Source organism: Brachybacterium sp. 107, assembly GCF_052379725.1.
Classification (GTDB): Bacteria; Actinomycetota; Actinomycetes; order Actinomycetales; family Dermabacteraceae; genus Brachybacterium.
Map to the genome: position 1 here is coordinate 1 of NZ_JBQSYW010000027.1, position 24,507 is coordinate 24,507.

The 24,507-nt window shown below is 66.9% G+C and carries 22 protein-coding genes and 1 pseudogene; 13 read left to right on the top strand and 10 right to left on the bottom strand.

The features are described 5' to 3' along the window. Both ACT3UL_RS17945 and ACT3UL_RS17950 read right to left on the bottom strand, forming a co-directional pair. The coding region (locus ACT3UL_RS17945) for a DNA methyltransferase (RefSeq protein ID WP_444579721.1) at positions 1–2,016 on the bottom strand (2,016 nt) is incomplete at its 3' end. Positions 2,017–2,141: 125 nt separating this feature from the next. Next, positions 2,142–2,732 (bottom strand): recombinase family protein, encoded by a 591-nt coding sequence (locus tag ACT3UL_RS17950; protein ID WP_443345868.1) that lies wholly within the window; start codon positions 2,730–2,732, stop codon positions 2,142–2,144. 436 nt (positions 2,733–3,168) lie between these two features. Between ACT3UL_RS17950 and ACT3UL_RS17955 the strand changes: the two genes are divergently transcribed. From ACT3UL_RS17955 to ACT3UL_RS17975, 5 genes are all read left to right on the top strand, one after another. Continuing rightward, the gene (locus tag ACT3UL_RS17955; protein WP_444579724.1) at positions 3,169–3,531 is read left to right on the top strand and encodes a hypothetical protein; all 363 of its coding nucleotides are present in this window, start codon (positions 3,169–3,171) and stop codon (positions 3,529–3,531) included. Positions 3,532–3,617: 86 nt separating this feature from the next. After that, positions 3,618–4,247, top strand: a complete 630-nt coding sequence (locus tag ACT3UL_RS17960; protein WP_444579725.1) for a hypothetical protein — start codon at positions 3,618–3,620, stop codon at positions 4,245–4,247. 259 nt (positions 4,248–4,506) lie between these two features. Continuing rightward, positions 4,507–5,961, top strand: coding sequence for a heparan-alpha-glucosaminide N-acetyltransferase domain-containing protein (locus ACT3UL_RS17965; RefSeq protein WP_444579726.1), 1,455 nt, complete (start codon positions 4,507–4,509; stop codon positions 5,959–5,961). Between the two features lie 216 nt (positions 5,962–6,177). Beyond that, complete coding sequence (locus ACT3UL_RS17970) at positions 6,178–6,603, top strand: MerR family transcriptional regulator (RefSeq protein ID WP_343926455.1); 426 nt, start codon at positions 6,178–6,180, stop codon at positions 6,601–6,603. Between the two features lie 135 nt (positions 6,604–6,738). After that, positions 6,739–8,289, top strand: a complete 1,551-nt coding sequence (locus ACT3UL_RS17975; RefSeq protein ID WP_444579728.1) for a SulP family inorganic anion transporter — start codon at positions 6,739–6,741, stop codon at positions 8,287–8,289. Positions 8,290–8,557: 268 nt separating this feature from the next. Here the strand turns inward: ACT3UL_RS17975 and ACT3UL_RS17980 are convergent, their stop codons facing one another. The 8 genes from ACT3UL_RS17980 to ACT3UL_RS18015 all read right to left on the bottom strand — a co-directional run bounded on the left by ACT3UL_RS17980 (position 8,558) and on the right by ACT3UL_RS18015 (position 17,564). Then, positions 8,558–9,160 carry a cadmium resistance transporter gene (locus ACT3UL_RS17980; RefSeq protein ID WP_444579729.1) on the bottom strand — a complete coding sequence of 201 codons (603 nt, stop codon included), beginning with the start codon at positions 9,158–9,160 and terminating at the stop codon, positions 8,558–8,560. Beyond that, positions 9,157–9,516: a Cd(II)/Pb(II)-sensing metalloregulatory transcriptional regulator CmtR gene (cmtR, locus tag ACT3UL_RS17985; protein ID WP_006590980.1), complete on the bottom strand. Its 360-nt coding sequence runs from the start codon at positions 9,514–9,516 to the stop codon at positions 9,157–9,159. The genes ACT3UL_RS17980 and cmtR overlap by 4 nt, the downstream gene beginning before the upstream one ends. Positions 9,517–9,747: 231 nt before the next feature. Then, on the bottom strand, positions 9,748–10,479 hold the full coding sequence (locus tag ACT3UL_RS17990; RefSeq protein ID WP_444579731.1) for a response regulator transcription factor: 732 nt from the start codon (positions 10,477–10,479) through the stop codon (positions 9,748–9,750). Next, on the bottom strand, positions 10,476–12,977 hold the full coding sequence (locus tag ACT3UL_RS17995; protein ID WP_444579732.1) for a DUF4118 domain-containing protein: 2,502 nt from the start codon (positions 12,975–12,977) through the stop codon (positions 10,476–10,478). The genes ACT3UL_RS17990 and ACT3UL_RS17995 overlap by 4 nt, the downstream gene beginning before the upstream one ends. A gap of 2 nt (positions 12,978–12,979) precedes the next feature. Beyond that, entirely contained in the window at positions 12,980–13,594 is a 615-nt protein-coding gene (kdpC, locus tag ACT3UL_RS18000; RefSeq protein ID WP_444579734.1) for a potassium-transporting ATPase subunit KdpC, read from the bottom strand. 18 nt (positions 13,595–13,612) lie between these two features. Further along, a complete protein-coding gene (gene kdpB / locus ACT3UL_RS18005) occupies positions 13,613–15,802 on the bottom strand; it encodes a potassium-transporting ATPase subunit KdpB (protein ID WP_444579736.1) in 2,190 nt (729 codons plus the stop codon). Between the two features lie 2 nt (positions 15,803–15,804). Further along, complete coding sequence (gene kdpA, locus ACT3UL_RS18010) at positions 15,805–17,475, bottom strand: potassium-transporting ATPase subunit KdpA (protein WP_441893914.1); 1,671 nt, start codon at positions 17,473–17,475, stop codon at positions 15,805–15,807. Continuing rightward, on the bottom strand, positions 17,475–17,564 hold the full coding sequence (locus ACT3UL_RS18015) for a potassium-transporting ATPase subunit F (protein WP_070500676.1): 90 nt from the start codon (positions 17,562–17,564) through the stop codon (positions 17,475–17,477). Before ACT3UL_RS18015 ends, kdpA begins: the two co-directional genes overlap by 1 nt. A 356-nt stretch (positions 17,565–17,920) precedes the next feature. Here ACT3UL_RS18015 and ACT3UL_RS18020 point away from each other — a divergent pair, with 356 nt between their 5' ends. From ACT3UL_RS18020 to ACT3UL_RS18055, 8 genes and pseudogenes are all read left to right on the top strand, one after another. Beyond that, on the top strand, positions 17,921–18,208 hold the full coding sequence (locus ACT3UL_RS18020) for a leucine zipper domain-containing protein (RefSeq protein ID WP_246821578.1): 288 nt from the start codon (positions 17,921–17,923) through the stop codon (positions 18,206–18,208). A 454-nt stretch (positions 18,209–18,662) separates the two neighbouring features. Then, positions 18,663–19,262, top strand: a complete 600-nt coding sequence (locus ACT3UL_RS18025; RefSeq protein WP_444579738.1) for a recombinase family protein — start codon at positions 18,663–18,665, stop codon at positions 19,260–19,262. A 1-nt stretch (position 19,263) separates the two neighbouring features. After that, positions 19,264–19,413, top strand: a pseudogene (locus tag ACT3UL_RS18030) (helix-turn-helix domain-containing protein); the annotation flags it as partial. Between the two features lie 141 nt (positions 19,414–19,554). Further along, positions 19,555–20,655, top strand: a complete 1,101-nt coding sequence (locus tag ACT3UL_RS18035; RefSeq protein WP_444579746.1) for a Mu transposase C-terminal domain-containing protein — start codon at positions 19,555–19,557, stop codon at positions 20,653–20,655. Continuing rightward, a complete protein-coding gene (locus tag ACT3UL_RS18040; protein WP_444579739.1) occupies positions 20,656–21,462 on the top strand; it encodes an AAA family ATPase in 807 nt (268 codons plus the stop codon). Positions 21,463–21,584: 122 nt separating this feature from the next. Continuing rightward, the gene (locus ACT3UL_RS18045; RefSeq protein ID WP_010534181.1) at positions 21,585–22,181 is read left to right on the top strand and encodes a recombinase family protein; all 597 of its coding nucleotides are present in this window, start codon (positions 21,585–21,587) and stop codon (positions 22,179–22,181) included. A gap of 7 nt (positions 22,182–22,188) precedes the next feature. Next, complete coding sequence (locus ACT3UL_RS18050; RefSeq protein ID WP_444579740.1) at positions 22,189–23,586, top strand: Mu transposase C-terminal domain-containing protein; 1,398 nt, start codon at positions 22,189–22,191, stop codon at positions 23,584–23,586. Next, positions 23,583–24,401, top strand: a complete 819-nt coding sequence (locus ACT3UL_RS18055) for an AAA family ATPase (RefSeq protein ID WP_444579741.1) — start codon at positions 23,583–23,585, stop codon at positions 24,399–24,401. Before ACT3UL_RS18050 ends, ACT3UL_RS18055 begins: the two co-directional genes overlap by 4 nt. Positions 24,402–24,507: the final 106 nt, after the last annotated feature.

Consider the following 24,507-nt stretch of genomic DNA (forward strand, 5'->3'; position numbering starts at 1 on the left):
TTCGTTGTAGGCCGCTTGGTCCAGGAGGAGATGCCCGCCATCGGCAGGCATTGACCCGTACTGCACGGAGGGCAGGGTGGCGCTGAGCGGCTTGGAGCGTTTGTCGATGTACGCACTTGGCCCTTCGACGAGGTATGGGTTGATGCTGCGGGCCGGCTTCTGCTCAGGCTGTCCCTTAGGGGTGTCGTAGCTGTAGAGCGTGGCGGGTGTCTTCTCGCGCTTGTCGAAGCCGACGATGACGCAGTGGACGTGAGCCAGGCCTGGTGCTTCGGAGGTCCACGCGAAGGTCTGGTGGGCGAAGCGGATGCGCCAGCCGGCTCCGAGGATGGGCTTGAACAGAGCGGCGACGGGCAGACCCTGAGAGATGGAGTTGGTCGAGACGAAGGCGAACCGTCCCCCGCGGGTGTAGTGGAAGTAGTCCGCTGCCTTCTTGTACCAGGCGGTGACGTAGTCGAGGTAACCGTCGTAGTCCATACCCCAGACTGTCTTGAGGTCCTCGACCTGGTCGCGGGTCTTCGTCTTGTGCCCGATGAAGGGTGGGTTGCCGACGATCATCACCTGCGGGGAGGCGGGGAAGATGCGAGACCAGTCGGCGTGCAGGGCGTTGTGGACATGGATGGTCTCGATCCGGTCCAGCGGCAGCGGATCTGGTGCCTGCCCCAGGGCGAGCTCCATGGCCTGATTGGCCTGGTGGTCGACCAGGTGCAGGGCGGTCGAGGCGATCCGGGCGGGCCATTCCTCGATCTCGATCCCGGCGAAGTGGTCCAGGGTGACAGGGAGGTCCTGCTTGAGGAAGAACGCTGTGGGGGACTTCCAGCTGGTGTCGCCGAGCTCTTGGAGGCGCTTGAGGATGTCCAGGTCCAGGGTGCGTAGCTCGCGGTAGGCGACGACGAGGAAGTTACCGCACCCGCACGCGGGGTCGAGGACGCGGAGCTGGCCGAGGTCAGCGCGGAGGCGTTTGAGTTTGCCGATGTCGTGCACGGCGTCGGTGAAGCGGGTGCGGAGCTCGTCGAGGAACAGCGGCTGGATGGTCTTGAGGATGTTCGTTTCGGTCGTGTAGTGCTCGCCCAGCTCACGGCGCGCCTGCGCGTCCTTCACGGCCTGGAACAGTGACCCGAAGATGGCCGGAGAGATCGCGGACCAGTTGAACGCACAGGCCTGAAGGAGCAGCTCGCGCATGCTGGAGTCGAACGAGGGGATTGAGGCGGGCTCAGCGAAGATGCCACCGTTGACGTAGGGGAACCGAGCGATGGACTCATCCAGGTTGCTTTGCCGTTTACCGGTCTCGCGGTTCATGGCCTGGAACAGCATCGATAGCTGTGGGCCAAGGTCGGAGCCATCCTCACTGGTGCGCTGCTCGAGGAACTCATAGAACTGGTCACGCTCGCCCCACACGCCGGCATCATCGGCGTATAGGCAGAACAGCACCCGCACGAGGAAGACGGATGCATCGTGGTCGTCATAGCCGGAATCAGAGAGCGCCTCGTACAGGTTGGCCATGATCTGGGCGGCCTTGACCGAGGCTTCCTCCTGCTGCTGGTCCCCGAAGGGGCTGGTCTGGTAGCCGGCCAGGAACGCCAGCAGGTCGGAGTTGGCCGGAAGCTCTTCGAGGGTGAAGGTGCGCGTGTCGGCGCCGTCGGGTGCGTTGAGGTCCAGGATGCGGAATTGAGTGAAGTCGCTGGAGATGACCCAGCGTGGGGTCTCCACGTCGGTCAGGTCGTCGATGTAGTCCAGCGCCTGGCGCTCGGCTACCTCGAGGTCTTTGCCGGCGGACTTCATCTCGATCGCGCACAGGCCCGGCACGAGGGCGTCGATGTAACCGCGGTGCCCCGTCGAGGAGCGCTTAGCGCGCTTCTCGTACAACGCAGCCTTCGTACTCGTGATCCCGAAGACCCGCAGCAGGTCCCGAATGAACGACTGCGCCTGCTGGCGCTCGTCCCCGGGCTCGTCGCGCCAGTCCACGACGAACTGCGCAGCGCGCCGTCGGATCTCGTTCAACGACAGCGCCTTCGCCATGAATCTCCCTTATGTTGCGACCACCTATGAGCGTACTAGCAGGTCACGACCAACCGGGGCTGAGTACCGCGTACTCATTCCGCAGCTCTTCCTTGCATCCGTACGGACGGAGGCGCCGGAAGCGGCTAGGGAAGAGGTAACTGCGGTTGCTTGAGGTATCGGTACAGCGTGGATCGGCTGATGCCGTGCTCACGCGCGATTTGGACTTTGGGAGTGCCGGCGAGGGCGGCGTTACGGACGGAGCGGATCTGGTCACTCTTGAGGCTGCGGGGCCGGCCTTTGTAGACCCCACGCTTCTTGGCCGCGGCGATGCCCTCGGTCTGGCGCTGGCGGATGAGTTCGCGCTCGAACTGAGCGAAGGCGCCCATCATGTTCAGCTGGAAGGAGGCCATCGGGTCCGTGTCGCCGGGGGCGAAGGTCAGTCGTTCCTTGAGGAACTCGATGCTCGCGCCCTTCCGTGGCTGCTGCTCGGTGTGTTCAGCGGGGTCGCCGGTGATCTGCTGGACGATGTCGTTGAGATCGATGACCGACCGGGCGAGGCGATCCATGGAACCGACAACGACATGGTCGCCATGGCGGACGTGCCGGATCAGCGCCTGCAGCTGCGGACGGTCACTCGCGCTCTTGCCGGACTGCTTCTCGGTGAAGGTTTGGTCGCACTCCCCCACCGCTTCGAGCTGCCGGGCGAGGTTCTGGCCGGCGGACGAGACCCGCACGTACGCGACTCGCTGTCCCGAGGGGCGAGCGTTGACCCTCACTCGTCACCCCCGCCCGCGCGCAACAGAGCCGTGACCGTCAGAGCGGTAGTTGCAATGAGGAGGAACAGCCCTACGAAGGGGTTCTGTGGGACCCCGAGGCCGCCACGGACTGCGGCGATCCCGATCACGACGAAGAGGATAGGTAGCAGAATGCGGGCCAGTCGTCGCAATGCTCCACCTCGAGACTCAGACGATCCATTCATGTCTTAGACCCTAGCCGAGACATGTGCCATAACCCGCGATTGGACCCTGTGAAACAGGGATGACGCCTCGCGGGCGACCGTCGCTGTTGGGTATACCCCTGTGGAACAATCCCCACGGCAGTCAACCGGAGCGGGTGGCACCGTCTCTCAGCACCCTGGCAGAATTAGGCATGCCCTGGAGCCCGTACCCGATGCCCAACCCCGAAGATATGACTCACTCTCGTCTGGCGCCCTTCCGGCGCCGGGTTGGCCGCTTCTTCGATACCCAGGGAGAGACTGGAACGCTCTATGTCGACTCGACGGTAGGGAGCACCCTGCTGGGGGGACTCCTCTGGCGGCGGCGCTGGTCCGAACCTTTTGAGTCGGCACTCTTTTTTGTCGAGTATCCGGACGGCCGATTCGAGGAGCATCATCTCGACGGAGATCTGCTCGACAAGGAGATCGACGCGTGGGAGCGCGGCGAGTTCCACGATGGTCGATGCGAGGTCGAGTACGCGCTGACCTGGCTTGACGAAGACGAGGCGGCACGCGCCTGGGAAGCGTTCGAGGGCTAGTCTGTGCGGCCGACCATATCCGCTGATGCCTATCATGCAGGAGCGCGCCGCGGTCGCGAGTGCGCATTGGCCGGGAGGTGCCCTCAATGCTGACGAGACGCGAACGCGAACGTGCCGAAGCGAACCGGGCCGCGTTAGACCTGGTGCGGCAAAGCGTGGCCCCACACCTGAGAGCCGCCGGCTTCCGCAAGGCGAGTATCAACACCTGGCGCCGTGATCATCCTGAGATCGCCGTGCGCTTCCAGCTCGAGTTGGGGTCACGATCTGTGGGTCCCTGGGCAGCCGTTGACGGCGACCTACAAGCCATCGTGGCTGCGTCACCGACTCCTGCAAAACCGTTCCGCGAGTGCATCTTCGATACCCAGCTGGAACTCGCAGGACGAGAAACGCTCTACCAGGTTTCATCAGAGGGCGACCGAGGCGCCTTTCTCGACGACTTCTGCGAGTTGTCACTGCCCTGGCTGCTGAAGTACGAGACGTTTGATGCCATATGGCGCGCACTGCTGCACGCCGAACTACCCGGGGCGATGGTCCCCGATCGACCAGTTCGCCCGAAGATATACGCCTGGCAAGCTCTCAAAGTCGCCTTCTACGATCAGCTCGATCCCACCCTCACAGACGAGGCCATCGCCTACTGCCGGGACCGCGGCTTCACCTTCGATGCGACGAAGTTTGACAGCGACATGTCAGAGATCGCAGGCCGCCTACGGGACTGATGCACAGATCAGGTTTCCCTCGCGAAGCCACGAGAAACTACCAAGAGGGGCCATCTGTTGGACGGTCTCTTGCGGTCCGCAGTAGGCGCAGACTGGCTGGGCGTCGCACTCACCACGCACGGGCGCGACGCCTTCGATGCGTACCTCAGCCACCTCGAGGGGGCGCAACGCACGAACCCCGTAGACGCAACCTGGGCGTTCTTCTCGACAACTGTGCAATTGGCCTGTGTGGGAGCTGGGTACCGCTTACTATCCGGTGGTGACGTCACTTCTTCCCCCCGCGAGCGCTCCGGCCGCGTCCCTCAAGATCGGCCCTCGCGAGCGGCTCGCGCGCCTGGTGAACCCTCCTCGCCTGAACGGTCTGGACATCGCCCGGGGTCTCGCGATCCTCGGTATGGTCGCCGCTCACCTCGGCGACTTCCCTCCTTTCGCCTGGAGCGACCCGTTCAGCTACCTGAACATCGTCCACGGCAACTCCTCGATCCTGTTCGCCGTCCTCGCCGGCATCTCCATCGCCTTGCTCACCGGCCGCGAACGCATCCCCCAGCCCGAGGACCTGCCCCGCCTGCGGCTGGCTCTTGTTGGCCGCGGGGCCGCGATCTTCGCGATCGGGCTCGCGCTCGAACTCCTCGGCGTGGGCATCGCAGTGATCCTCACGTTCTACGGCCTCCTGTATGTCGCAGCGATCCCCGTTCTTCGCCTGCGACCCTCACGCCTCATCCTGTGCGCGATACCCCTCGCGCTGTTCGGTCCGGTCCTGATCACGCTCCTGGAGACGCTCTCCCTGGGTGCTTACGGCGCCGGCAGCAACCTCCTCATCGTCGGGATCTACCCGCTCACGACCTGGGCACCCCTGATGCTGGTCGGCATGGCCCTGGGACGCCTCCCCCTGACCCGCCCCCGCATCGCAGGCCTGATTACCGCAATCGGCGGGACCCTCGCCATCACCGGCACCCTCCTCGGCCTCGCCCTCAGCGCAGCCCTAGGAGTCCTGCTCCCGGAGTACCAGGACTACTCCTCGTGGAGCTCGTCGGGGTACTCCAGCTCGTGGGAATCCAGCTCGAAAGGCTCCACGGGGTACGAGGACGAAGTACCGATGGTGCCCTTCGACGAAATCGACGGAACCGGACTGCTCTGCTACCCCGCAATGCCGTATGACCCCAGCGTGTACTGCGAACCCCAGGACTACAACGACACCTGGATCGACGAAAGCAGCTCATCCTCGAGCTTCTGGGACGACTACGGCGCCGACTGGAGCACGTACCCCGAGCGCCTCTCTGACATGGCCCCACTTCCGGTGCTGATCGGCTCCGTGGCGTCCACTGCCCCGCACTCAGGGTCCGTGCTGGAGATCTTCACCTCGGGCGGACTCGCCCTGTTCGTCATCGGCGCCTCGACACTTCTCTCACGCCCCCTGCGATGGGTACTCCTGCCCCTGTCCGCCATCGGCGCGATGCCTTTGACCGCCTACACCCTCCACGCCCTCGTCATCCTCGCGCTCACCGGACCCGCCGGCTACCTCACCAGCAACCCCGCCTGCCTACTCCTCATCCTCGGCCTCGCCATCGCCTGCACCACATGGACCGCGTTCCTCGGCCGGGGCCCACTCGAACGCTTCACCGCCCGAACCGCCCGCTGGCTCTCACCCCAACCCACCCCACACCACCGAACAGAAACAGCCACCATCGCCACCGACCCGCACCAACGAGATTGACACTTAGAACCGTGTCACGCGCGGCATCGCGAGAGACGTCCCGAACTGGGGCACCCCAGCAGGACAGTTACCAGCAGGTTTTTTACGGTTCCCAATAGGGACCAAGAATGCACTTTTGCGACACATCTGTCGCACTGGGTATACCCCACGGGGACAGGCTGGCCACCTGGCGCCGAGCCGAGGGCGCCAAGTAGTCAGGTGGGGCAAACTGGCTTCATGAACGAAAAGGGCGAGGGACAGCAGCTACTGCACATCGGTGCGGTCGCTGAGCGCACGGAGCTCAGCCTGCGGACACTGCGTCACTACGACGAGATCGGGTTGGTCAACCCGTCCGAGCGCAGCGAGGGCGGATTCCGTCTCTACTCCGAAGCCGACGTCGAGCGGATCCTGCTGATCCGTCGGATGAAGCCGCTGGACTTCACGCTCGAGCAGATGCGCGAGCTTCTAGACATCACCCACGATGTCGCCCAACCCGACGCACCGATCGAAGCTCGACAGAAGCTGCAAGAGATCGAGGCGATCGCGATCGAGCGGCGCAGCGCGCTGGAGAAGAAGGTCGCGATGGCAGATGAGTTCCTCTCGCGCCTCCGCGACCTCTCCACCCCCACCCGCCAGGACGACACGGAGACGCGGGAGGCCTGACGCCAGGGCGGACTGTGACTCAGACCTCGTATCCACGAAACGAAAGCTCACGTAACGTGAGGGTTAGAAATTGAGCCCCCCACGGAAACGTTCCGTGCCGCCGGGGCCCATCCCTCCCCCACGCTAGGACTCCCCGTGACTTCCCTCAGCACTGCGCCCCTCGACAGCGCACACCAACACTCCCAACAGCAGCCGGACACCGTTCTCTCCGCTCTGCGCAGTCCCCGTCAGCTCAAGACTGAGATCCTCGCCGGCCTTGTCGTCGCTCTCGCCCTGATTCCCGAGGCGATCTCCTTCTCCATCCTCGCGGGCGTGCCCCCGCAGGTCGGACTGTTCTCCTCGTTCGTCATGGCCGTCACGATCGCCGCCGTCGGTGGCCGGCCTGCAATGATCTCCGCCGCTACAGGCGCGATTGCCCTGGTCATCGCCCCTGTCGCGCACGAGTACGGCCTGGACTACTTCATCGCCACCGTGATCCTCGCTGGCCTCCTGCAGATCATCCTTGCCCTGCTCGGGGTCGCGAAGCTGATGCGGTTCATTCCCCGCAGCGTCATGACCGGCTTCGTCAACGCTCTGGCGATCCTCATCTTCACCGCCCAGCTCCCCCACCTGTTCGGCGACGACATCCCCTGGATCGTCTACCCGCTGGTCGTCGTTGGTCTGGCGATCATGGTCCTCGTCCCGCGCCTGACCACCGTGATCCCCGCGCCCCTGATCGCGATCGTGCTGCTGACCGGCGCTGTGCTGGTCAGCGGCTGGAAGCTGCCCAATGTCTCCGACCAGGGCGAGCTGCCCGAGTCACTGCCCTCCCTATTCATCCCGAACGTGCCCCTGAGCGTCGAAACGCTGCAAATCATCGCGCCCTACGCGTTCGCGATGGCGATCGTGGGGATCATGGAATCCCTGATGACGGCCAAGCTCGTCGACGACATCACCGACACCCACTCGAACAAAACTCGCGAGTCCTGGGGACAGGGCGTCGCGAACATCGCCTCCGGATTCTTCGGCGGTATGGGCGGCTGCGCCATGATCGGTCAGACCATGATCAACGTGAAGCAGTCCGGTGCCCGCACCCGCATCTCCACCTTCCTCGCCGGAACGTTCCTGCTAATCCTCGTCCTGGCCCTGGGTGACATCGTCGGCCTGATCCCGATGGCAGCCCTCGTCGCGGTGATGATCATGGTCTCCGTCGCCACCTTCGACTGGCACAGCATCCGCCCCACCACACTGCGCCTGATGCCCTGGTCCGAGACCGCCGTCATGCTCGTCACCGTCATCGCCACGGTCGCCACCCACAACCTCGCCATCGGTGTCGTCCTCGGCGTCATCACCGCGATGATCCTTTTCGCCCGCCGCGTCGCCCACCTGGTGCACATCGAGAAGGTCTGGGAGACCGACGTTGATGGCGACGGCACCATCGACATCCGCCGGTACGCCGTGAAGGGCGAGCTGTTCTGGGCTTCCAGCAACGACCTCGTCTACCAATTCGACTACGCCGGCGACCCCGACACCGTCATCATCGACCTCACCGCCGCCGACATCTGGGACGCCTCCACCGTCGCCGCCCTCGACGCCGTGCAGAGCAAGTACTCCGCCCGCGGCAAGGAAGCACGCATCATCGGCCTCGACGGCGCCAGCCTCCAACGCCTGGAGCGCCTTTCCGGCAAACTCGGCGACGGACACTGAGCACCAGCCCACCACCAGACGCTCACCCCACCCCCGCCTCAGGGGCCGCTTGCGCAGAGGTCTCACTCACGAGGCCACGGAGCAAGCACCGAAATGCGGTACCCCAGCAGGACAGTTATGTGGCTTCGTTCGCTTGGTGGCGGGGTTTTTGCAGCGCTCCGTGGCGGTCTTGTTGCCGCGATCACGCAGGACTGGCTGCAGGTAGGTGTCGCGGTCTGAACCGAGAGGGGTGCGCCCGGTCGGGGCCGTTTGGATCGCTGCCGCTACGTCAGAGTCCGAAGGCTCCGCCGCTGACGAGGATCACGATGCCGAGGCCGATGAGAACGATGGGGAAGAGGATGTGCTCCCAGCGTTCGAGCACTTCGGCGATCGGGGGGCGGGTGGCGACGAACTTTGCCAGGGCCACCAGGACCGCGACGAGCGCGAGGAAGACGATGCAGTAGGCGACTACTGCGAGAGGTTCCACGCTGAGGAAGACAGGGGTGTAGACGCCGATGTTGTCGCCGCCGTTGGCAAGGGTGACGCCTGCGACTGTCCACACGCCGACCTTCTTGCCGGCAACCTTGGCCTCGTCGTCATCGTCGTCATCGTCTCCGCGCCAGGCTTGCCATGCGGCCCAGAGGCCGAGGCCCAGAGGGATGAGACCGAAGTACGGGATGCCTGCCGAGGGCAGGAATGCTCCGGCGCCGATGGTCACCAGGACCGCGGCACCGAGGATGCCGGCGAATCCGAGGTACTGGCCGGCCAGAATGCGGGCGGTAGTGCCGCGCTGGCCTGCCCCTCGCGCGAAGAAGAGGGAGAGCACGATGATGTCGTCGATGTTGGTCGCTGCGAACAGGCCCATCGCCTGCAAGACCGAGGTGAGGATCATGCGCCCTCCCCAGCTGCGTCGCATCCGGGAAGCGAGCAGGCGGGATCGATGCACGGGGCGTCTTCGTCCACTGCCAGGGTGGCATCGACCAGTGCCGTCAGCGCCTGCGCCAGGTGCGAATCGGCGATCTCATATCGTGTCCGACGACCCTCGGGCTCGGAGACGACGATCCCGCAATCGCGCAGGCATGCCAGGTGGTTGGACACGTTCGGGCGTGTCAGGTCCAGATCTCGGGCCAGTTCCGCCGGGTAAGCGGGATGGTCGAGCAGGGTCAAGATGATCCGGGATCGAGTGGGGTCGGCCAGTGCACGACCCAGGCGGTTCATCACGTCGAGACGCGAAGCAATAGTCAGCATGGACTGAACTATACAGCGCGCACTGAACACTCGGTCACAGGCGTCAGCCCAGATCGCATGCCCGTAAGGGGAACCCTCACCGGACACCATCGCTACTTATCGAGAGGAACGACGGCACGCCTGGCGGGTGTGGATGTGCACGGTTGATGGCGGGGCACTTGCGGCGCTACTTGGCTCGGTGCGCCTCGTGTCAATCTGGTGTCTCCCCGTCGGGGTCGAAGGCGAAGAGGGTCAGGGGGGCGATGCGGCCCCGTCGATGCCTCCCGACCGTTCCAGAACGGCATCCTCGAGGCGGTATCCCATCCCGGGCTCGGTGAGGAGATGGCGCGGGCTGGACGGGTCGTCCTCGAGCTTCTTGCGTAGCTGCGAGATGTACAGGCGCAGGTATCCGGTGTCGTCGACGTGCTCGGTGCCCCAGATCCGAGTGAGCAGGGTCCGGCGCGAGACGAGCTTCCCGCGGTGGCGGACCAGGGTATCGATCACCTGCCACTCGGTGGGTGTGAGTCGGATCTGGCGGCGGGCGGAGGGTAGATGACGCACCACGCTGCGGGCGGCGAGGTCGATCGTGACGTCGCCGAGGCGGACGACCATCACTTCCTCGTCCTGCGGGACCCGTCGGGTGAGGGCGCGGATCCGGGCGAGCAGCTCCTCGACGGAGAACGGCTTGGTCACGTAGTCGTCGGCGCCCGCGTCCAGGGCGTCGACCTTGTCGGGCGCGCCGGTGCGCCCGGAGACCACCAGGATCGGAGCCTGCGTCCAGCCGCGCAGGGCCTGGATCACCTCGACTCCGTCGAAGTGCGGCATGCCCAGGTCCAGGAGATAGAGGTCCGGGTGCTCGTCGATCGCGGTGCTGATCGCGTCGGCGCCGTCGCTCGCGGTGACCACGGAGTATCCCTTGGCTGTGAGTGTAATTCGCAGGGCGCGCAGGAGCTGTGGATCGTCGTCCGCGATGAGGATCTTCATGGGGTCTCCTGCGGCGTCGGAGGGGAGAGAGGGAGGGAGACGACCATGGTCAATCCACCGCCCGGGGTGTCCTCAGGGTTCAGAGTGCCGTGCATCGCCTCGACGAAGCCGCGGGACAGGGCGAGTCCGAGGCCTAGACCGCTGGTGTTGTCGGTGTCGCCGAGGCGTTGGAAGGGGACGAAGACATCGTTGTGGCGGTTTTCGGGGATGCCTGGCCCGTGGTCGATGATCCGGATTTCCAGCCGGGAGCCGAAGGTACTGGTAGTAAGGGTCACCGGTCGGTCAGGTGGAGAGTAGCGGGCGGCGTTGGCCAGCAGGTTCACGAGGGCCCGCTTGAGCAGCACCGGGTCGGCCTCGGCGGTGTGCTCGTCATGGGCGAGGGCGAGACGCACCGCGGTGGGGCCGAGCTCCAGCTCGTCGAGCGCCTGGGCGATCGCCGAGGCGGGATCCGTGGGGAGGCTCGTGATGGTCAGGACTCCGGCCTGCAGGCGGCTGACGTCGAGCAGGTCGCCCACCAGGGCGGCGAGCGAGTCCAAGCTCTCCTCGGCCGTGAGTAGGAGCTCCCGCGTGTCCTCCGGGGAGAGGTGACCGTCGGCGGTGCGGAGCCCGCCCACGGCCGTCGCCGCCGCGGCGAGGGGGCGGCGCAGGTCGTGGCTGAGCGCCGAGAGCAGCGCACCGCGCACCCTGTCGGAGGCCGCGATCGGGATGATCTCCTCCGCGGTCGCGGCGAGCCGGCGATGCTCGATCGCGGCGTCGATCTGCGCGGCGACGACGCTGAGGAGGCGCCGTTCAGAGGCCCGGAGGTCCCCGCCGTGCAGCACGAGACGGGCGTCCTGGGCGAGCGGGAGGCCCGTGGTCCCGGACTCCGGCAGGGGGGCGCCAGAGGAGGCGTGCACGGTGCCGTCCTCGTCGCGGACCTCGACCGCGTCCAGCTGGAAGGCCTCGCGGGTGCGGTCCACGAGTGCCTGGATCGCATCGTCCCCGCGCAGCACGCTGCCGGCCACGGTCTGGAGCAGCTCGGACTCCGCTTCGGCCCGTCGGGCGGCTCGGGTGCGTCGTGCCGCACGGTCTACGACCACGCTCACCAGCACCGCGATCGTCACGTACAGCAGCAGCGCGAGGAGGTGATGCGGCTCGGCGATGGAGATCGTGTGCAGCGGGTCGATGAAGAAGAAGTCGAGGGTGAGACCGGAGAGCAGCGCGGCGAAGAGCGCGGGCCAAATCCCGCCGGTCAGGGCGACCACGACAACGAGCAGCTGGTAGCTGAGCACGTCGGAGGTGATCGACTCCTCGGTGCGCAGGGCCAGCAGCGCGGCGGTCAGCAACGGACCGCCCAGCAGCGCAAGGACGAAACCCGCCAGACGGCGGGCGGGGGTGAGCGCCCCTCCGATCCGCGGCAATGCGAGGCGGCCGCCAGCGGCGGAGTGGGTCACGATGTGCACGTCGATGTCCCCGGACTCGCGCACCACAGTCGCCCCGATGCCGGGTCCTGTGAGTGCGGCAGCGAGACGACCACGCCGACTCACCCCGATCACGAGCTGGGTCGCGTCGACGGAGCGAGCGAAGCCCACCAGGGAGGTGGGAATGTCCTCGCCGACCACCTGGTGGTAAGTGCCGCCGAGCTCTTCGACCAGGGCGCGCTGCCGGGTGAGCGCCCCGGGGCTGCTGTGCAGCAGCCCGTCTTGGCTGGTGACGTGCACGGCGATCAGGTCGCCACCGGCGGAGCGCGCCGCGACACGGGCGCCGCGGCGCAGCAGCGCCTCCCCCTCGGACCCGCCGGTCAGCGCCACGACCACCCGCTCGCGGGCCTCCCAGCGGCTGTCGATCGAGTGCTCGGAGCGGTAGTCCTTCAGTGCCTGGTCGACCTCGTCGGCGAGCCACAGCAGGGCCAGCTCGCGCAGTGCGGTGAGGTTCCCGAGGCGGAAGTAGTTCGACAGCGCCGCGTCCACTCTCTCGGCGGGGTAGACCAGGCCGCTGCGGAGCCGGTCCCGCAGCGCCTGCGGCGCCAGGTCGATCACCTCGATCTGATCGGCCCGGCGCAGGAACCCGTCGGGGACGGTCTCGCGCTGCGGCACCCCGGTGATCTGCTCGACCACGTCGTGGAGGGACTCGATGTGCTGGATGTTCACCGTGGAGATCACGTCGATCCCGGCGGCGAGCAGGTCCTCCACGTCCTGCCAGCGCTTGGCGTGGGCGGCGCCGGGGGCATTGGTGTGGGCGAGCTCGTCGACGAGCGCGACGTCGGGTGCGCGCTCGAGCACGGCCTCGAGATCCATCTCCTCGAGGGTCACCCCGCGGTGCTCGTGCCGGCGCAGCGGCAGCCTGGCCAGTCCCTCGACGCGCCGCGCCGTGTCCGCGCGACGGTGGGTCTCCACGACGGCAATCACCACGTCCCGGCCCTCGGCGGCGAGGCGGTGGCCCTCCTCGAGCATGGTGCAGGTCTTGCCGACGCCGGGAGCGGCCCCCAGCAGCACCCGGAGCCGCCCCCGTGCCGTCATCCTCAGTCCTCCAGTTCGTCCAGCGCCAGGTTGAGCGAGGCGACGTTCACCGTCGGCTCGCCGAGGTAGCCCAGATCGCGGCCCTGGGAGTATTCAGCCACGAGGTCCTCCACCCGGTCCAGCGGCAGATCGCGAGCCTCGGCGACCCGCGCCGTCTGGAGCGCGGCGTACGCGGGGCTGATGTGGGGGTCCAGTCCCGAGGCCGAGGCGGTCAGGGCGTCGGCCGGGACGTCCTCCTCGGGCACGCCGTTGAAGGCGGCGATCTCGGTGCGGCGCTCGCTGATCGCGGCGATCAGCTCGGGGTTCTCCGGCCCGTGGTTCGTGCCGGAGGAGGAGCGGCCGTCGTAGCCGTCGCCGGCCGCGGAGGGACGGGACTGGAAGTACTCGGCCAGCGGTTCGCCGTCCTTGTCCAGGAAGGACTGGCCGATCAGGGTCGAGCCCACGATCTGCCCGTCGCCGTCGCGCAGAGGTGAGCCGTCGGCACGGGCGGGCATCAGCAGCTGCCCGATTCCGGTGACGAGCAGGGTGTACCCCAGACCCAGCACGAGCGTGCACAGGAGCAGGGTCCGCACGGAGACGGAGAGGGTGCGCAGACTGCTGCGGAGGGTGGTGTTCACAGGTGTTCCTCTCAGGGGTCAGAAGCCGGGGATGAGCCGGATCAGCAGGTCGATGAGCCAGATGCCGACGAAGGGCGTCACAATCCCGCCGATCCCGTAGACCGCGAGGTTGCGTCCGAGGATCTTCGAGGCGATCATCGGTCGGTACGCGACGCCCCGCAGGGCCAGCGGCACCAGGGCGATAATCACGATCGCGTTGAAGATCACCGCGGACAGCACGGCCGAGGCGGGCGAGCTAAGCCCCATGACGTTCAGCGCGGAGAGCCCGGGGAAGACGCCCATGAAGATCGCGGGGATGATCGCGAAGTACTTCGCGATGTCGTTCGCGATCGAGAACGTGGTCAGCGCACCGCGCGTGATGAGCAGCTGCTTCCCGATCGCGACGATGTCGATGAGCTTGGTCGGGTCGGAGTCGAGGTCGACCATGTTGCCGGCCTCCTTCGCGGCGGAGGTGCCGGTGTTCATCGCGACGCCGACGTCGGCCTGGGCGAGGGCCGGTGCATCGTTCGTGCCGTCTCCGGTCATCGCGACGAGTCGCCCGCCCTCCTGCTCCGCACGGATGTACTCGAGCTTCTGCTCGGGCGTGGCCTCGGCGAGGAAGTCATCGACCCCCGCCTCCTTCGCGATCGCCGCGGCGGTCAGCGGGTTGTCGCCGGTGACCATCACGGTCCGGATGCCCATGGCGCGCAGCTCGGCGAAGCGGGCGGAAAGTCCTTCCTTGACGACGTCCTTGAGGTGAATGACGCCGAGCACGGCCCCGTCCCCGGTCCCGGCAACGCGGGCCACGACCAGCGGAGTGCCGCCCGAGGACGACATGCGCTCGACGTGCTCCTCGAGCGTCGCCCGGTCGGTCGCCGAGGGCAGGGCCCCCTCGGACTCGAGCCAGGCGAGGATCGCGGAGCCCGCTCCCTTGCGGAGACGGACGCCGCCCGGCAGGTCCAGGCCCGACATGCGGGACTGAGCGGTGAAGGGCACGACCTCGCCCCGCGGCGCGGTGCCGACGTCGACGCCCCGTTCCCGAGCGAGCTCGAGAACGGAGCTGCCCTCGGGCGTGGGGTCGGCGAGGGAGGACAGCGCAGCCGCCTCCACGAGCTCCTGCATCCCCGCGTCACCGACGCGGACGAAGTCCGTCGCCCGTCGGTTGCCGTAGGTGATGGTGCCGGTCTTGTCCAGCAGCAGGGTGGTCACGTCGCCCGCCGCCTCCACCGCGCGCCCGGACATGGCCAGGACGTTCCGCTGGACGAGCCGGTCCATCCCCGCGATGCCGATCGCGGAGAGCAGGGCGCCGATGGTGGTGGGGATCAGACAGACCAGCAGCGCCACGAGCACCGTGATCAAGGCGGGGCTCGCCGGGTAGGAGGCGATGGGATTGAGCGTGAGGGCGACCGTGACGAACACGATCGACAGGGACGCAAGCAGGATGTTCAGCGCGATCTCGTTGGGGGTGCGCTGCCGGGCGGCCCCCTCAACCAGAGCGATCATCCGATCCACGAAGGTCTGGCCCGGCGTCGAGGTGATGCGTACGACGATCCGGTCGGACAGCACCCGCGTGCCGCCGGTGACGGCGGACCGGTCCCCTCCGGACTCGCGGATCACCGGCGCGGACTCGCCGGTGATCGCGGACTCGTCGATGCTAGCGATGCCCCAGACGATGTCGCCGTCACCGGGCACGAGATCACCCGCCGTCACCACGACGACATCTCCCTTCTTGAGGTCCGCGGAGGAGACTTCCTCGAGGTCCGCGGTCTCCGCCGAAGCGTCAGCGGTGGCGTCGTACTCGGCCACCACGTGCGCGGGAGTATCGGTGCGCGTGCGGCGCAGGGTTGCGGCCTGGGCCTTGCCGCGCCCTTCCGCGACCGACTCGGCCAGGTTCGCGAAGAGCACGGTGAGCCACAGCCAGACGGCGATCACCGCGGAGAAGATCGGCGGCACTGCAGTGCCGCCGGAGGGGGCGGGCCCGTTGCCGAGCAGCTCGACGACGGTCATCACGCTGGTCAGCGCCGCACCGACCCACACGATCAGCATGACGGGGTTGCGCCACTGGGCGCGGGGGCTCATCCGGCGCAGCGCGCCCGGCAGGGCGGCGCGGAGCTGCGCGAGGGCGAGGGTGCGGCGCGGCGCAGGGGGCTGCGCCGGCGACGACGAGGTCGTCGGCCCATTGGACGGGTCGGAGTGTTCGGAGTGGATGGTCTTGTCGATGGTCGACATGGTCACAACAGCCCTTCAGCGAGAGGACCCAGGGTGAGGACGGGGAAGAAGACGAGGGCGGTCACGAGCAGTGCCGTGCCGACTGTGAGGCCCACGAACAGCGGGCGGTGGGTGGGCAGGGTCCCGGAGGTCGCCGGGATCCGGTCCTGCGCGGCGAACGAGCCGGCCAGAGCCAGCACCAGCGCGATCGGGAGGAACCTGCCCAGCAGCATCGCCACGCCGATCGCGATGGTCAGCCACGGCGTGCTGGCGGTGAGCCCCGCGAAGGCGGAGCCGTTGTTGTTCGCCCCCGAGGCGAAGGCGTAGAGCACCTCGGACAGGCCGTGCGAGCCGGTGTTGGTCAGCGAGACGTTCTCGATGCTGGCGCGCAGCGCGGGGATCCCGAAGCTGAGAGCGACCCCGCCGAGCACCAGCAGCGGCATGACCAGGATGTAGAGGCTCGCGAGCTTCATCTCCCGGGGACCGATCTTCTTCCCGAGGTACTCGGGGGTGCGGCCGACGAGAAGGCCCGCCACGAACACGGCGATGATCGCGATGACGAGCATTCCGTACAGCCCGGCTCCCACACCGCCCGGCGCGATCTCGCCCAGGAGCATGTTCACCATCGGCACCATGCCGCCCAGCGCCGTGTACGAGTCGTGCATCGAGTTCACGGAGCCGGTCGAGGTGAGCGTCGTCGTTGCGGCGTACAGCACGGACTGGGGCAGCCCGAACCGGGTCTCCTTGCCCTCCATCGCGGCGCCGGCGAGCTCCGGGGCGGTGCCCTGCCCGGCGAACTCGAAGGCGGTCAGCGCGGTCACCGAGGCGAGGTAGAGCACGCCCATCGTCGCGGCGATCGCGTAGCCCTGACGGTGATCGCCGACCATCTTCCCGAAGGTCCTCGGGAGGGAGAAGGGGATCAGCAGGATGAGGAAGACCTGGAGCAGACTGGTCCAGCCGGTCGGGTTCTCGAAGGGGTGGGAGGCGTTGGCGTTATAGAAGCCGCCGCCGTTGGTACCGAGCTCCTTGATCGCCTCCTGAGAAGCGACGGGACCGCCGGGGAGCGTCTGCGTCCCGCCGGCCACGGTGGTTACGTCAACGTAGCCCTGGAAGTTCTGCACCACGCCGCCGACCATCAGGACGGTCGCACTGAGGATCGAGATCGGCAGCAGCACCAGAAAGGTGCCGCGTAGAAGATCGACCCAGAAGTTGCCGAGCGTGCCTGTCCTGCGCCGGGCCAGCCCTCGCACCAGTGCGACCGCGACGGCGATGCCGGTGGCGGCCGAGACGAAGTTCTGAACGGCGAGGCCGGCGAACTGCACCGTGTAGGAGAGGTCCTCGCCGGAGTACGCCTGCCAGTTGGTGTTGGTGACAAAGGAAATCGCGGTGTTAAACGCGACCCCCGGGTTGATCGGCTCATTGCCCAAGGAATAGGGCAGCAGGGACTGGAGGCGCAGGAGACCGAACAGCGCCAGGACGCCCACTAGCGAGAACAGCAGCACGGACCGCAGGTAAGCGGGCCAGGACTGCTCCCGAGAAGCGTCGACGCCGAGGACGGTGAACAGACGCGCCTCCAGCCGTGAGGAGACGGGGGTGGTGAACACCCATGCCATGTAGTCGCCCATGGGGCGGTAGACGACCGCGAGAGCGACGACGAGTGTGAGGACGCTTGCAATGAGATAGAGCCAGTCCATCAGAAACGCTCCGGTGCAAGCAGGGCGATGAACAGGTACACGACTGCGGCGAGACCGAGGAGGAGGGCGAGGATCTCGAGCACGATCACAGCTTCTCCACCCCCCGCGCGATGAGGGCGACGACCGCGAACAGGGCGATCACGCCGGCTACGGAGAGGACGTCGAGCACAGCAGGACTCCGTTCGGAGGAGGGGCGACCGCCGTCCGGCGGTCGCGTGCCGAGGTGCGGCACGGTTCCCGAGCACACACCCTCCGCCGCACCAGGGCGAGTGTCCTCACGGAATCCATACGGACCTTGAGCCGATCCTCATGGATTGCTCACGCCGGCCGTCTACCCTCGGAGACTCTGGTCACAGCTCTTGCTCAGCATGAGGCACCCCGTGTCCCGTTCCGACTCCCCTTGCTTCGAACCGAATGTGGTCTTTCGGTCTAGATGTTGCGGGTCATGACGACGCTTGGAAGGCAGCGCGCGGTCGCCCAGGTGCTTGAGCGGAATCGTCTGGTCGCGCACGTCGCCGCGGAGTTCCGCATCGCCCGCGCCACGCTCTCGAAGGGTGTCTGGCGCTACCGCGACCTCGGCGGGGTCGGCTTTGAGGACCGCTCCTTCGCCCCCGCGCACCGCCCTGGCCACCTGGAGGGATGGGTGGTGGAGCTGATCGAGCGCTGGCGGCGGACGATGAAGTGGTCTGCTCGTCGGATCACCCGCGAGCTCGCTGACGGCAAAGGGAGCTAATGCTGCGTGCGGACCGTGACCCGCTGGCTGGACCGCCTGGGCCTGAACCGGATCCGCGAAATCATCCCCGACGGGGAGAACCTGTGCCGGTCGGGGCCGATCACCACCCGCTATCCCGGGTGCATGATCCACGTGGACGTGGAGAAAGTCGGGACGGTCCCCGAGGGTGGTGGCCAAAAGGTCCAAGGTCGCGACAGCCACCTCGGGCGAGCGTCGAAGCGGGGGAAGGGCCGGCGGGTCGGCTAAACCTACCTCCATTCGGTGGTTGACGGCTTATCGCGCCGACCCAAAGATTGCGGCTCATCTACTTACAGCTTTACGAGACACGTGACGGAGCCGCGGTGGACCTGTCTCGAGCTGGGCCGATAGCGGCAAGGAGTGTCTCGTGAAGTCGTCGCACCGCGTTCCGTCTCAGATCTTCCGGAACGGGTAGTTTGTGAGGCATCATGTGGTGATGAGGCTTCTGGGGTACACGCGGGTGTCGACGGCGGGACAGGATCCGTCGCTGCAGCTCGACGCTCTCCTTGCCGCCGGCGTGCAGAAGCGGGATGTGTTCTCGGATGTGACGTCCGGGGCGAAGAGCGCAGCGGAGCGTCCGGGCATGAAGAAGCTCCTGGCCTACGCCGAGCCGGAGGACACGGTGGTGGTCTGGCGGATCGATCGACTGGGCCGGTCGCTGATCGACGTGCTCAACACCGTGAACCTGTTTCGAGACCGCGGGGTGAAGATCCAGTCGGTCTCCGACGGGATTGATCCCGAGACTTCGTCGGGGCGGCTCATGCTCGGGATGCTGGCAACGCTGGCGGAGTACGAACGAGAGCTGATCACCGAGCGCGTCAACGCCGGAATCGCCGCGGCCCGCGCTCAGGGCACCAAGTTCGGCCGGCCGCCCGTGGACCCCGAGGTCGTGGATCGCAAGCTGGCGATCGCCGCCGAAGAGCGGGCGAAGGGCCGCACCGCTGAGGAGGCGGCGCGCCTGGTGGGGTGGTCACGGGCGACGCTCTACCGCCACCAGCGGGGTGCCGCTGCTCGCGAGAGCATCGCGCAGGCGTGACATGGACGGGTCGCAGAAGTGGAAGATTCTGCGGCTCCACGTCGAAGACGGTATCCCCCTGGCGAGCCTTGCCCGTGAGACCGGGATAGGAGAGCGAACGCTCTCGCGCTGGCACAGCCTCTACCGAGCCGGCGGCATCTCGGCTCTCGAACGATCGCAGCGTGCCGACGCCGGCACTCGGCGCGCCGCGCCAGAGCTGGTGGCTTTCGTGGAGCACCTGGCGCTGACCAGGCCCCGCCCGAGCATCGCGACATTGCATCGCCTGACCGCTGTCGAGGCCGCACGAAGAGGCGTGAGTACGCCGAGCTACGCGACGGTGCGGTCGATCGTGCAAGCGTTGGATCCCGGGATGGTGACGCTCGCTCTCGAGGGGCCAGCGTCCTACCGGGACCGCCACGAGCTCGTCTTCCGTCACCGCGCAGAGCGGCCCAACGCCCTGTGGCAGGTCGACCACACTCAGCTGGACATCCTCATCAAGGACCCCAGCGCGAGACCATCCAGGCCCTGGCTGACCACTGTCATGGACGATTACTCGCGGGCGATCTGCGGGTACATGGTCTTCGAGGGAGCGCCCTCGGCGATGAACACGGCACTGGCGCTTCGGCAAGCGATCTGGCCCAAGAGTGATCCCGCCTGGCCGATGTGCGGCATCCCAGAAGTCCTCTACGTCGACCACGGCAGTGACTTCACCAGCCATCACCTCGAGTACACCGCGATCGCCTTGAAGATCCGCATCATCCACTCCACGGTCGCCCGCCCCCAGGGCAAAGGGAAGATCGAGCGGTTCTTCCACACCGTCAACACCGAGGTGCTCGCGACCCTGCCCGGGCGCCTCACCCCCGGGAACCCACACCCTTTGCCGGTGCTGGACCTGCCTGGGCTCGACCGCGCCATCGGGGAGTTCGTCGGCCAGTACAACCAGCGCACGCACACCGGGATCCGCACGAGCCCGAAGGCGGCGTGGATCGCTGAGGGATGGCTGCCGCGACTCCCGGAGAGTCTCGAGGAGCTCGACGGGCTGCTGCTGCGGGTCTCCAAGCACCGCACCGTCCAGCGCGACGGGATCCACTTCCAAGGCCAGCGCTACCTCTCGCCCACGCTCGCCTCGTTCGTCGGACGCACAGTCACCATCCGCTACGACCCCCGCGACCTGTCCGAGATCCGCATCTACGACCACGACACCTTCGTGTGTACAGCGATCGACGAAGCCCACCCCAATCAGCGCTACAGCCTCCACGACATCGAAACCGCTCGCAGGGCCCGCCGCCGGCAGCTGCGCAGAGACATCAACGACCGCATCCCCGCGACTCCACGTCCCTCTACCGACCCGCCCACGCCCCCGCCGGCACGCCGGCCCAGGAAGCGCCTGAAGACCTACGAAGAGGACGAATAGATGAACCGCGACTTCATCGTCACCAAGGAACACCGCCGCTTCACCGAGTTCGCTGGCGCCATCCGCAAGGACGTCACCATCGGCATCTGCCACGGCGAGGCCGGCGTCGGCAAGACGCAGTCCGCACGCCGGTACGCGCACTGGGACACCCTCGAACCCTTCATCCACGCCTGGGGGCCACGCAGCGAGGCCGACCTGAAGCACTACGCCGCCGCCCACCGCTCCCGCACCGTGTTCTACACCCCCGAAGTCCTCGCCAAGCACCGCGATCTCATGCGCGACATCGAGTTCTACCGCGGCAAGGTCGGTGTACTGATCTACGAGCACCTCTGCGCGATCGGGAAGATCACGACCACCGAAGTGCCTCGCACGATCGACTTCACCGAACTGATCATCATCGACGAGGCCGAACGACTCACCCCGACCTCGCTCGAGCTCCTGCGAGACCTTCACGACCGCCACCACGTCGCCCTCATGTTCATCGGGATGCCTGGCATCGACCAGCGCTTCCGCCACTACCCCCAGCTTTACAGTCGCCTCGGGTTCTCCCACCGCTACCGCGCCCTCGCACGCGAAGAACTGCTATTCGTCCTGACCCGCCACTGGAAGCGCCTCGGCCGCACCCTCGACCCCGACGACTTCACCGACGCCCAAGCCATTGCCGCGGTCGAACGCATCACCAGAGGCAACTTCCGCCTTCTCGAGCGCCTCTTTCCACAGATCGGACGCGTCCTGAAGATCAACCAACTCGACACCATCACCGACGACGTCATCGAAGCAGCAGCCAGCACCCTCATCACCAACTAACGCCGCATACCCCCACCAGAACCCCGCCGGTCACCGATCAACTCCACACCTGGCGGGCTGTCCCGTAAGACCCGTCCGGTGAACTGTCCGGTGAAGGTAGGCTATATGACACACTGGGGAGCATGTCCCCCTTGAAGGTCGGCTATGCCCGAGTCTCCACCGACGAGCAGGACCTGACCGCGCAGCGTGACGGACTCGCGGCGTTCGGCGTCGATCCCAAGCGCATCTACGTCGATCACGGGCTCACGGGCCGCAACGCCGACCGTGAGGGCCTGCGGCAGGCGCTGGCTGCCTGTCGGGACGGCGATACATTCGTGGTCACCAAGCTCGATCGGCTGGCGCGTTCAGTCCGTGATGCCCACCAGATCGCCGACGACCTCGCGGCGCGGGAAGTGAAGCTGAGCATCGCCGGATCGGTGTACGACCCGACCGACCCGATGGGGAAACTGTTGTTCAACGTGCTGGCGATGGTCGCCGAATTCGAAGCCGACCTCATCCGTGCCCGCACCCGCGAGGGGATGAAGGTCGCCAAGGCCAAGGGCCGGCTGCGCGGGAAGTCACCGAAACTCACCCCCCGGCAAGAAGCTCACCTCGTCCAGCTACATGCCGCCGACGAGCACACCGTGGGCGAGCTGGCCGAGCTGTTCAGCGTGGGCCGCTCCACGGTCTACCGCGCCCTTCAGCGCGCCGAGCGCGGGCGCGAGAACGCCTTGCAGTAGGTGCGTCGTGGACGCTCGAGCGCGGTGGCGAATCCTCAGGCTCCACGTCGAGGACCAGGTGCCCCTCGCGCGCTTAGCTCGCGAGACCGATGTAGGGCTGCGGACCCTGGAGCGCTGGCACGCCCGCTACCGCGCCGACGGCTACGCCGGACTGGAGACAGCCTCGCGAGCGGACACCGGCTCCCGCCGCCTTCCGCCCGACCTCGTCCACCTGATCGAGGGCCTGGCACTGAGCAAGCCGCGGCCGGCCATCGCCACCATCCACCGCAAAGTCACCGGCATCTGCGCCGCCCGGAAGTGGCCGGTCCCCTCCTACTCGGTGGTGTGGGACATCGTGCGGACCCTGGATCCCGGCATGGTCACCCTCGCCCTGGAGGGCGCAGCGTCCTACCGCGACAAGCACGAGCTGGTGCTCCGCCGGCAAGCAGAGCTGCCCAACGCGATGTGGCAATCCGATCACACCATGCTCGACATCCTGGTGGTGGGCACCGACGGCAAGCCCGCACGGCCATGGCTGACAACGATCCTCGACGACTGCTCCCGGGCGGTCTGCGGCTACACAGCCTTCCTGGGCGCACCGTCGGCGATGAACACCGCCCTGGCGCTGCGCCAAGCGATCTGGCACAAGACCGACCCGGCCTGGCCGATGTGCGGCCTGCCCGACGTGCTCTACGTCGACCACGGCAGCGACTTCACCAGTGACCAGCTCGCCCACACCGCCGTCGACCTCCACATCCGACTGATCCACTCCACCGTCGCCCGACCCCAGGGCCGCGGCAAGATCGAGCGGTTCTTCGGCACCATCAACACCGAGCTACTCGCCACCCTGCCCGGACACATCACCGAAGGGCACCCCTGGCCGACACCGAAACTGTCCCTGGCCGAACTCGATAGCGCCCTGGAGGCGTTCGTGGCCACCTACAACGACCGCACGCACAGCGAGCTCGGAACCTCCCCGCGCAGCGCGTGGATCGCCGACGGCTGGCTGCCCCGAATGCCCGAGAGCCTGGAAGACCTCGACGGACTGCTGTTAACCGTCGCCAAGACCCGCGTCGTGCGCCGCGATGGCATCCGCTTCCAGGGCCTGCGCTACGTCTCCCCAACTCTGGCCGGCTACGTCGGACGCTCGGTCGTGATCCGCTACGACCCCCGCGACATCACCGAGATCCGCGTCTTCGATCACGACGAATTCGTCTGCAAGGCCGTCAACCAAGAGCACCACGATCAAAAGGTCAGCCTCAAGGAGATCCAGGCCGCGCGCAACGCCCGCCGCCGGGCGCTGCGAGCCGGCATCAACGAACGCATCGCCCTCGTGGCCGCACCTACCGAGACACCACGGATCACCGAAGCACCGACTCCGGCGCCGAGGTCGGCGTTGAAGATCTACAAGGAGGACCTCAGGTGAGCCAGCGCTTCATCGTCACCAAGGAGCACCGCCGCTTCACCGAGTTCGCCGACGCCGTGCGCCGCGGGCACACCATCGGTTTGTGCTTCGGATCAGCCGGCGTAGGAAAGACACTCTCCGCACGCCGCTACGCACACTACGAGAAGGCTCATGACCTGCTGACCTACTGGGGGCCGCGCTCCGACAACGACGCCAAGATCTACGCCGCCTTGAACCGGAGCCGCACCGTGCTCTACACCCCCAGCGTGCTGACCACCCCGCGGACCCTGAAGGACGAGCTGACCCAAGCCATCACCCGCACCAACATGTGCATCGAGCAGCACCTCGTACCTCCCGGCACGGCCACTCCCGAGGCCTGGGGATGGCGACACGGCAGGAACTACGTGGAGCTGATCATCGTCGACGAGGCCGAACGACTGCGTCCCGCCGCGCTGGAACTGCTGCGCGATCGCTACGACCGCGACGACATCGCCCTGATCCTGATCGGCATGCCCGGCCTGGAGAAGCAGTTCAGCCACTACCCCCAGTTCTACAGCCGGGTCGGCTTCGCCCACCAGTACCGGTCCCTGGGACAAGACGAACTGCTGTTCGTCCTCGAGCGGCACTGGCGCTCCCTCGGCAAGACCCTCGACCCCGAGGACTTCACCGACGCCCAAGCCATCGCAGCCATCGCACGGATCACCCGCGGCAACTTCCGGCTCCTCGAACGCCTCTTCCCCCAGATCCAGCGGGTCCTGAAGATCAACGAACTCGACACCATCACCAACGACGTCATCGAAGCCGCACAGAGCACCCTGGTCATCGGTGTCACCTGACCCCGCCACGAAGCGACCGAAGAACCCCGCCATTCAGCAGACGAAGTCACACAGTTACTGAGCAGTCTTTTACGGTTCTCAATAGGGCCTGTTTCAGTATTTTCGC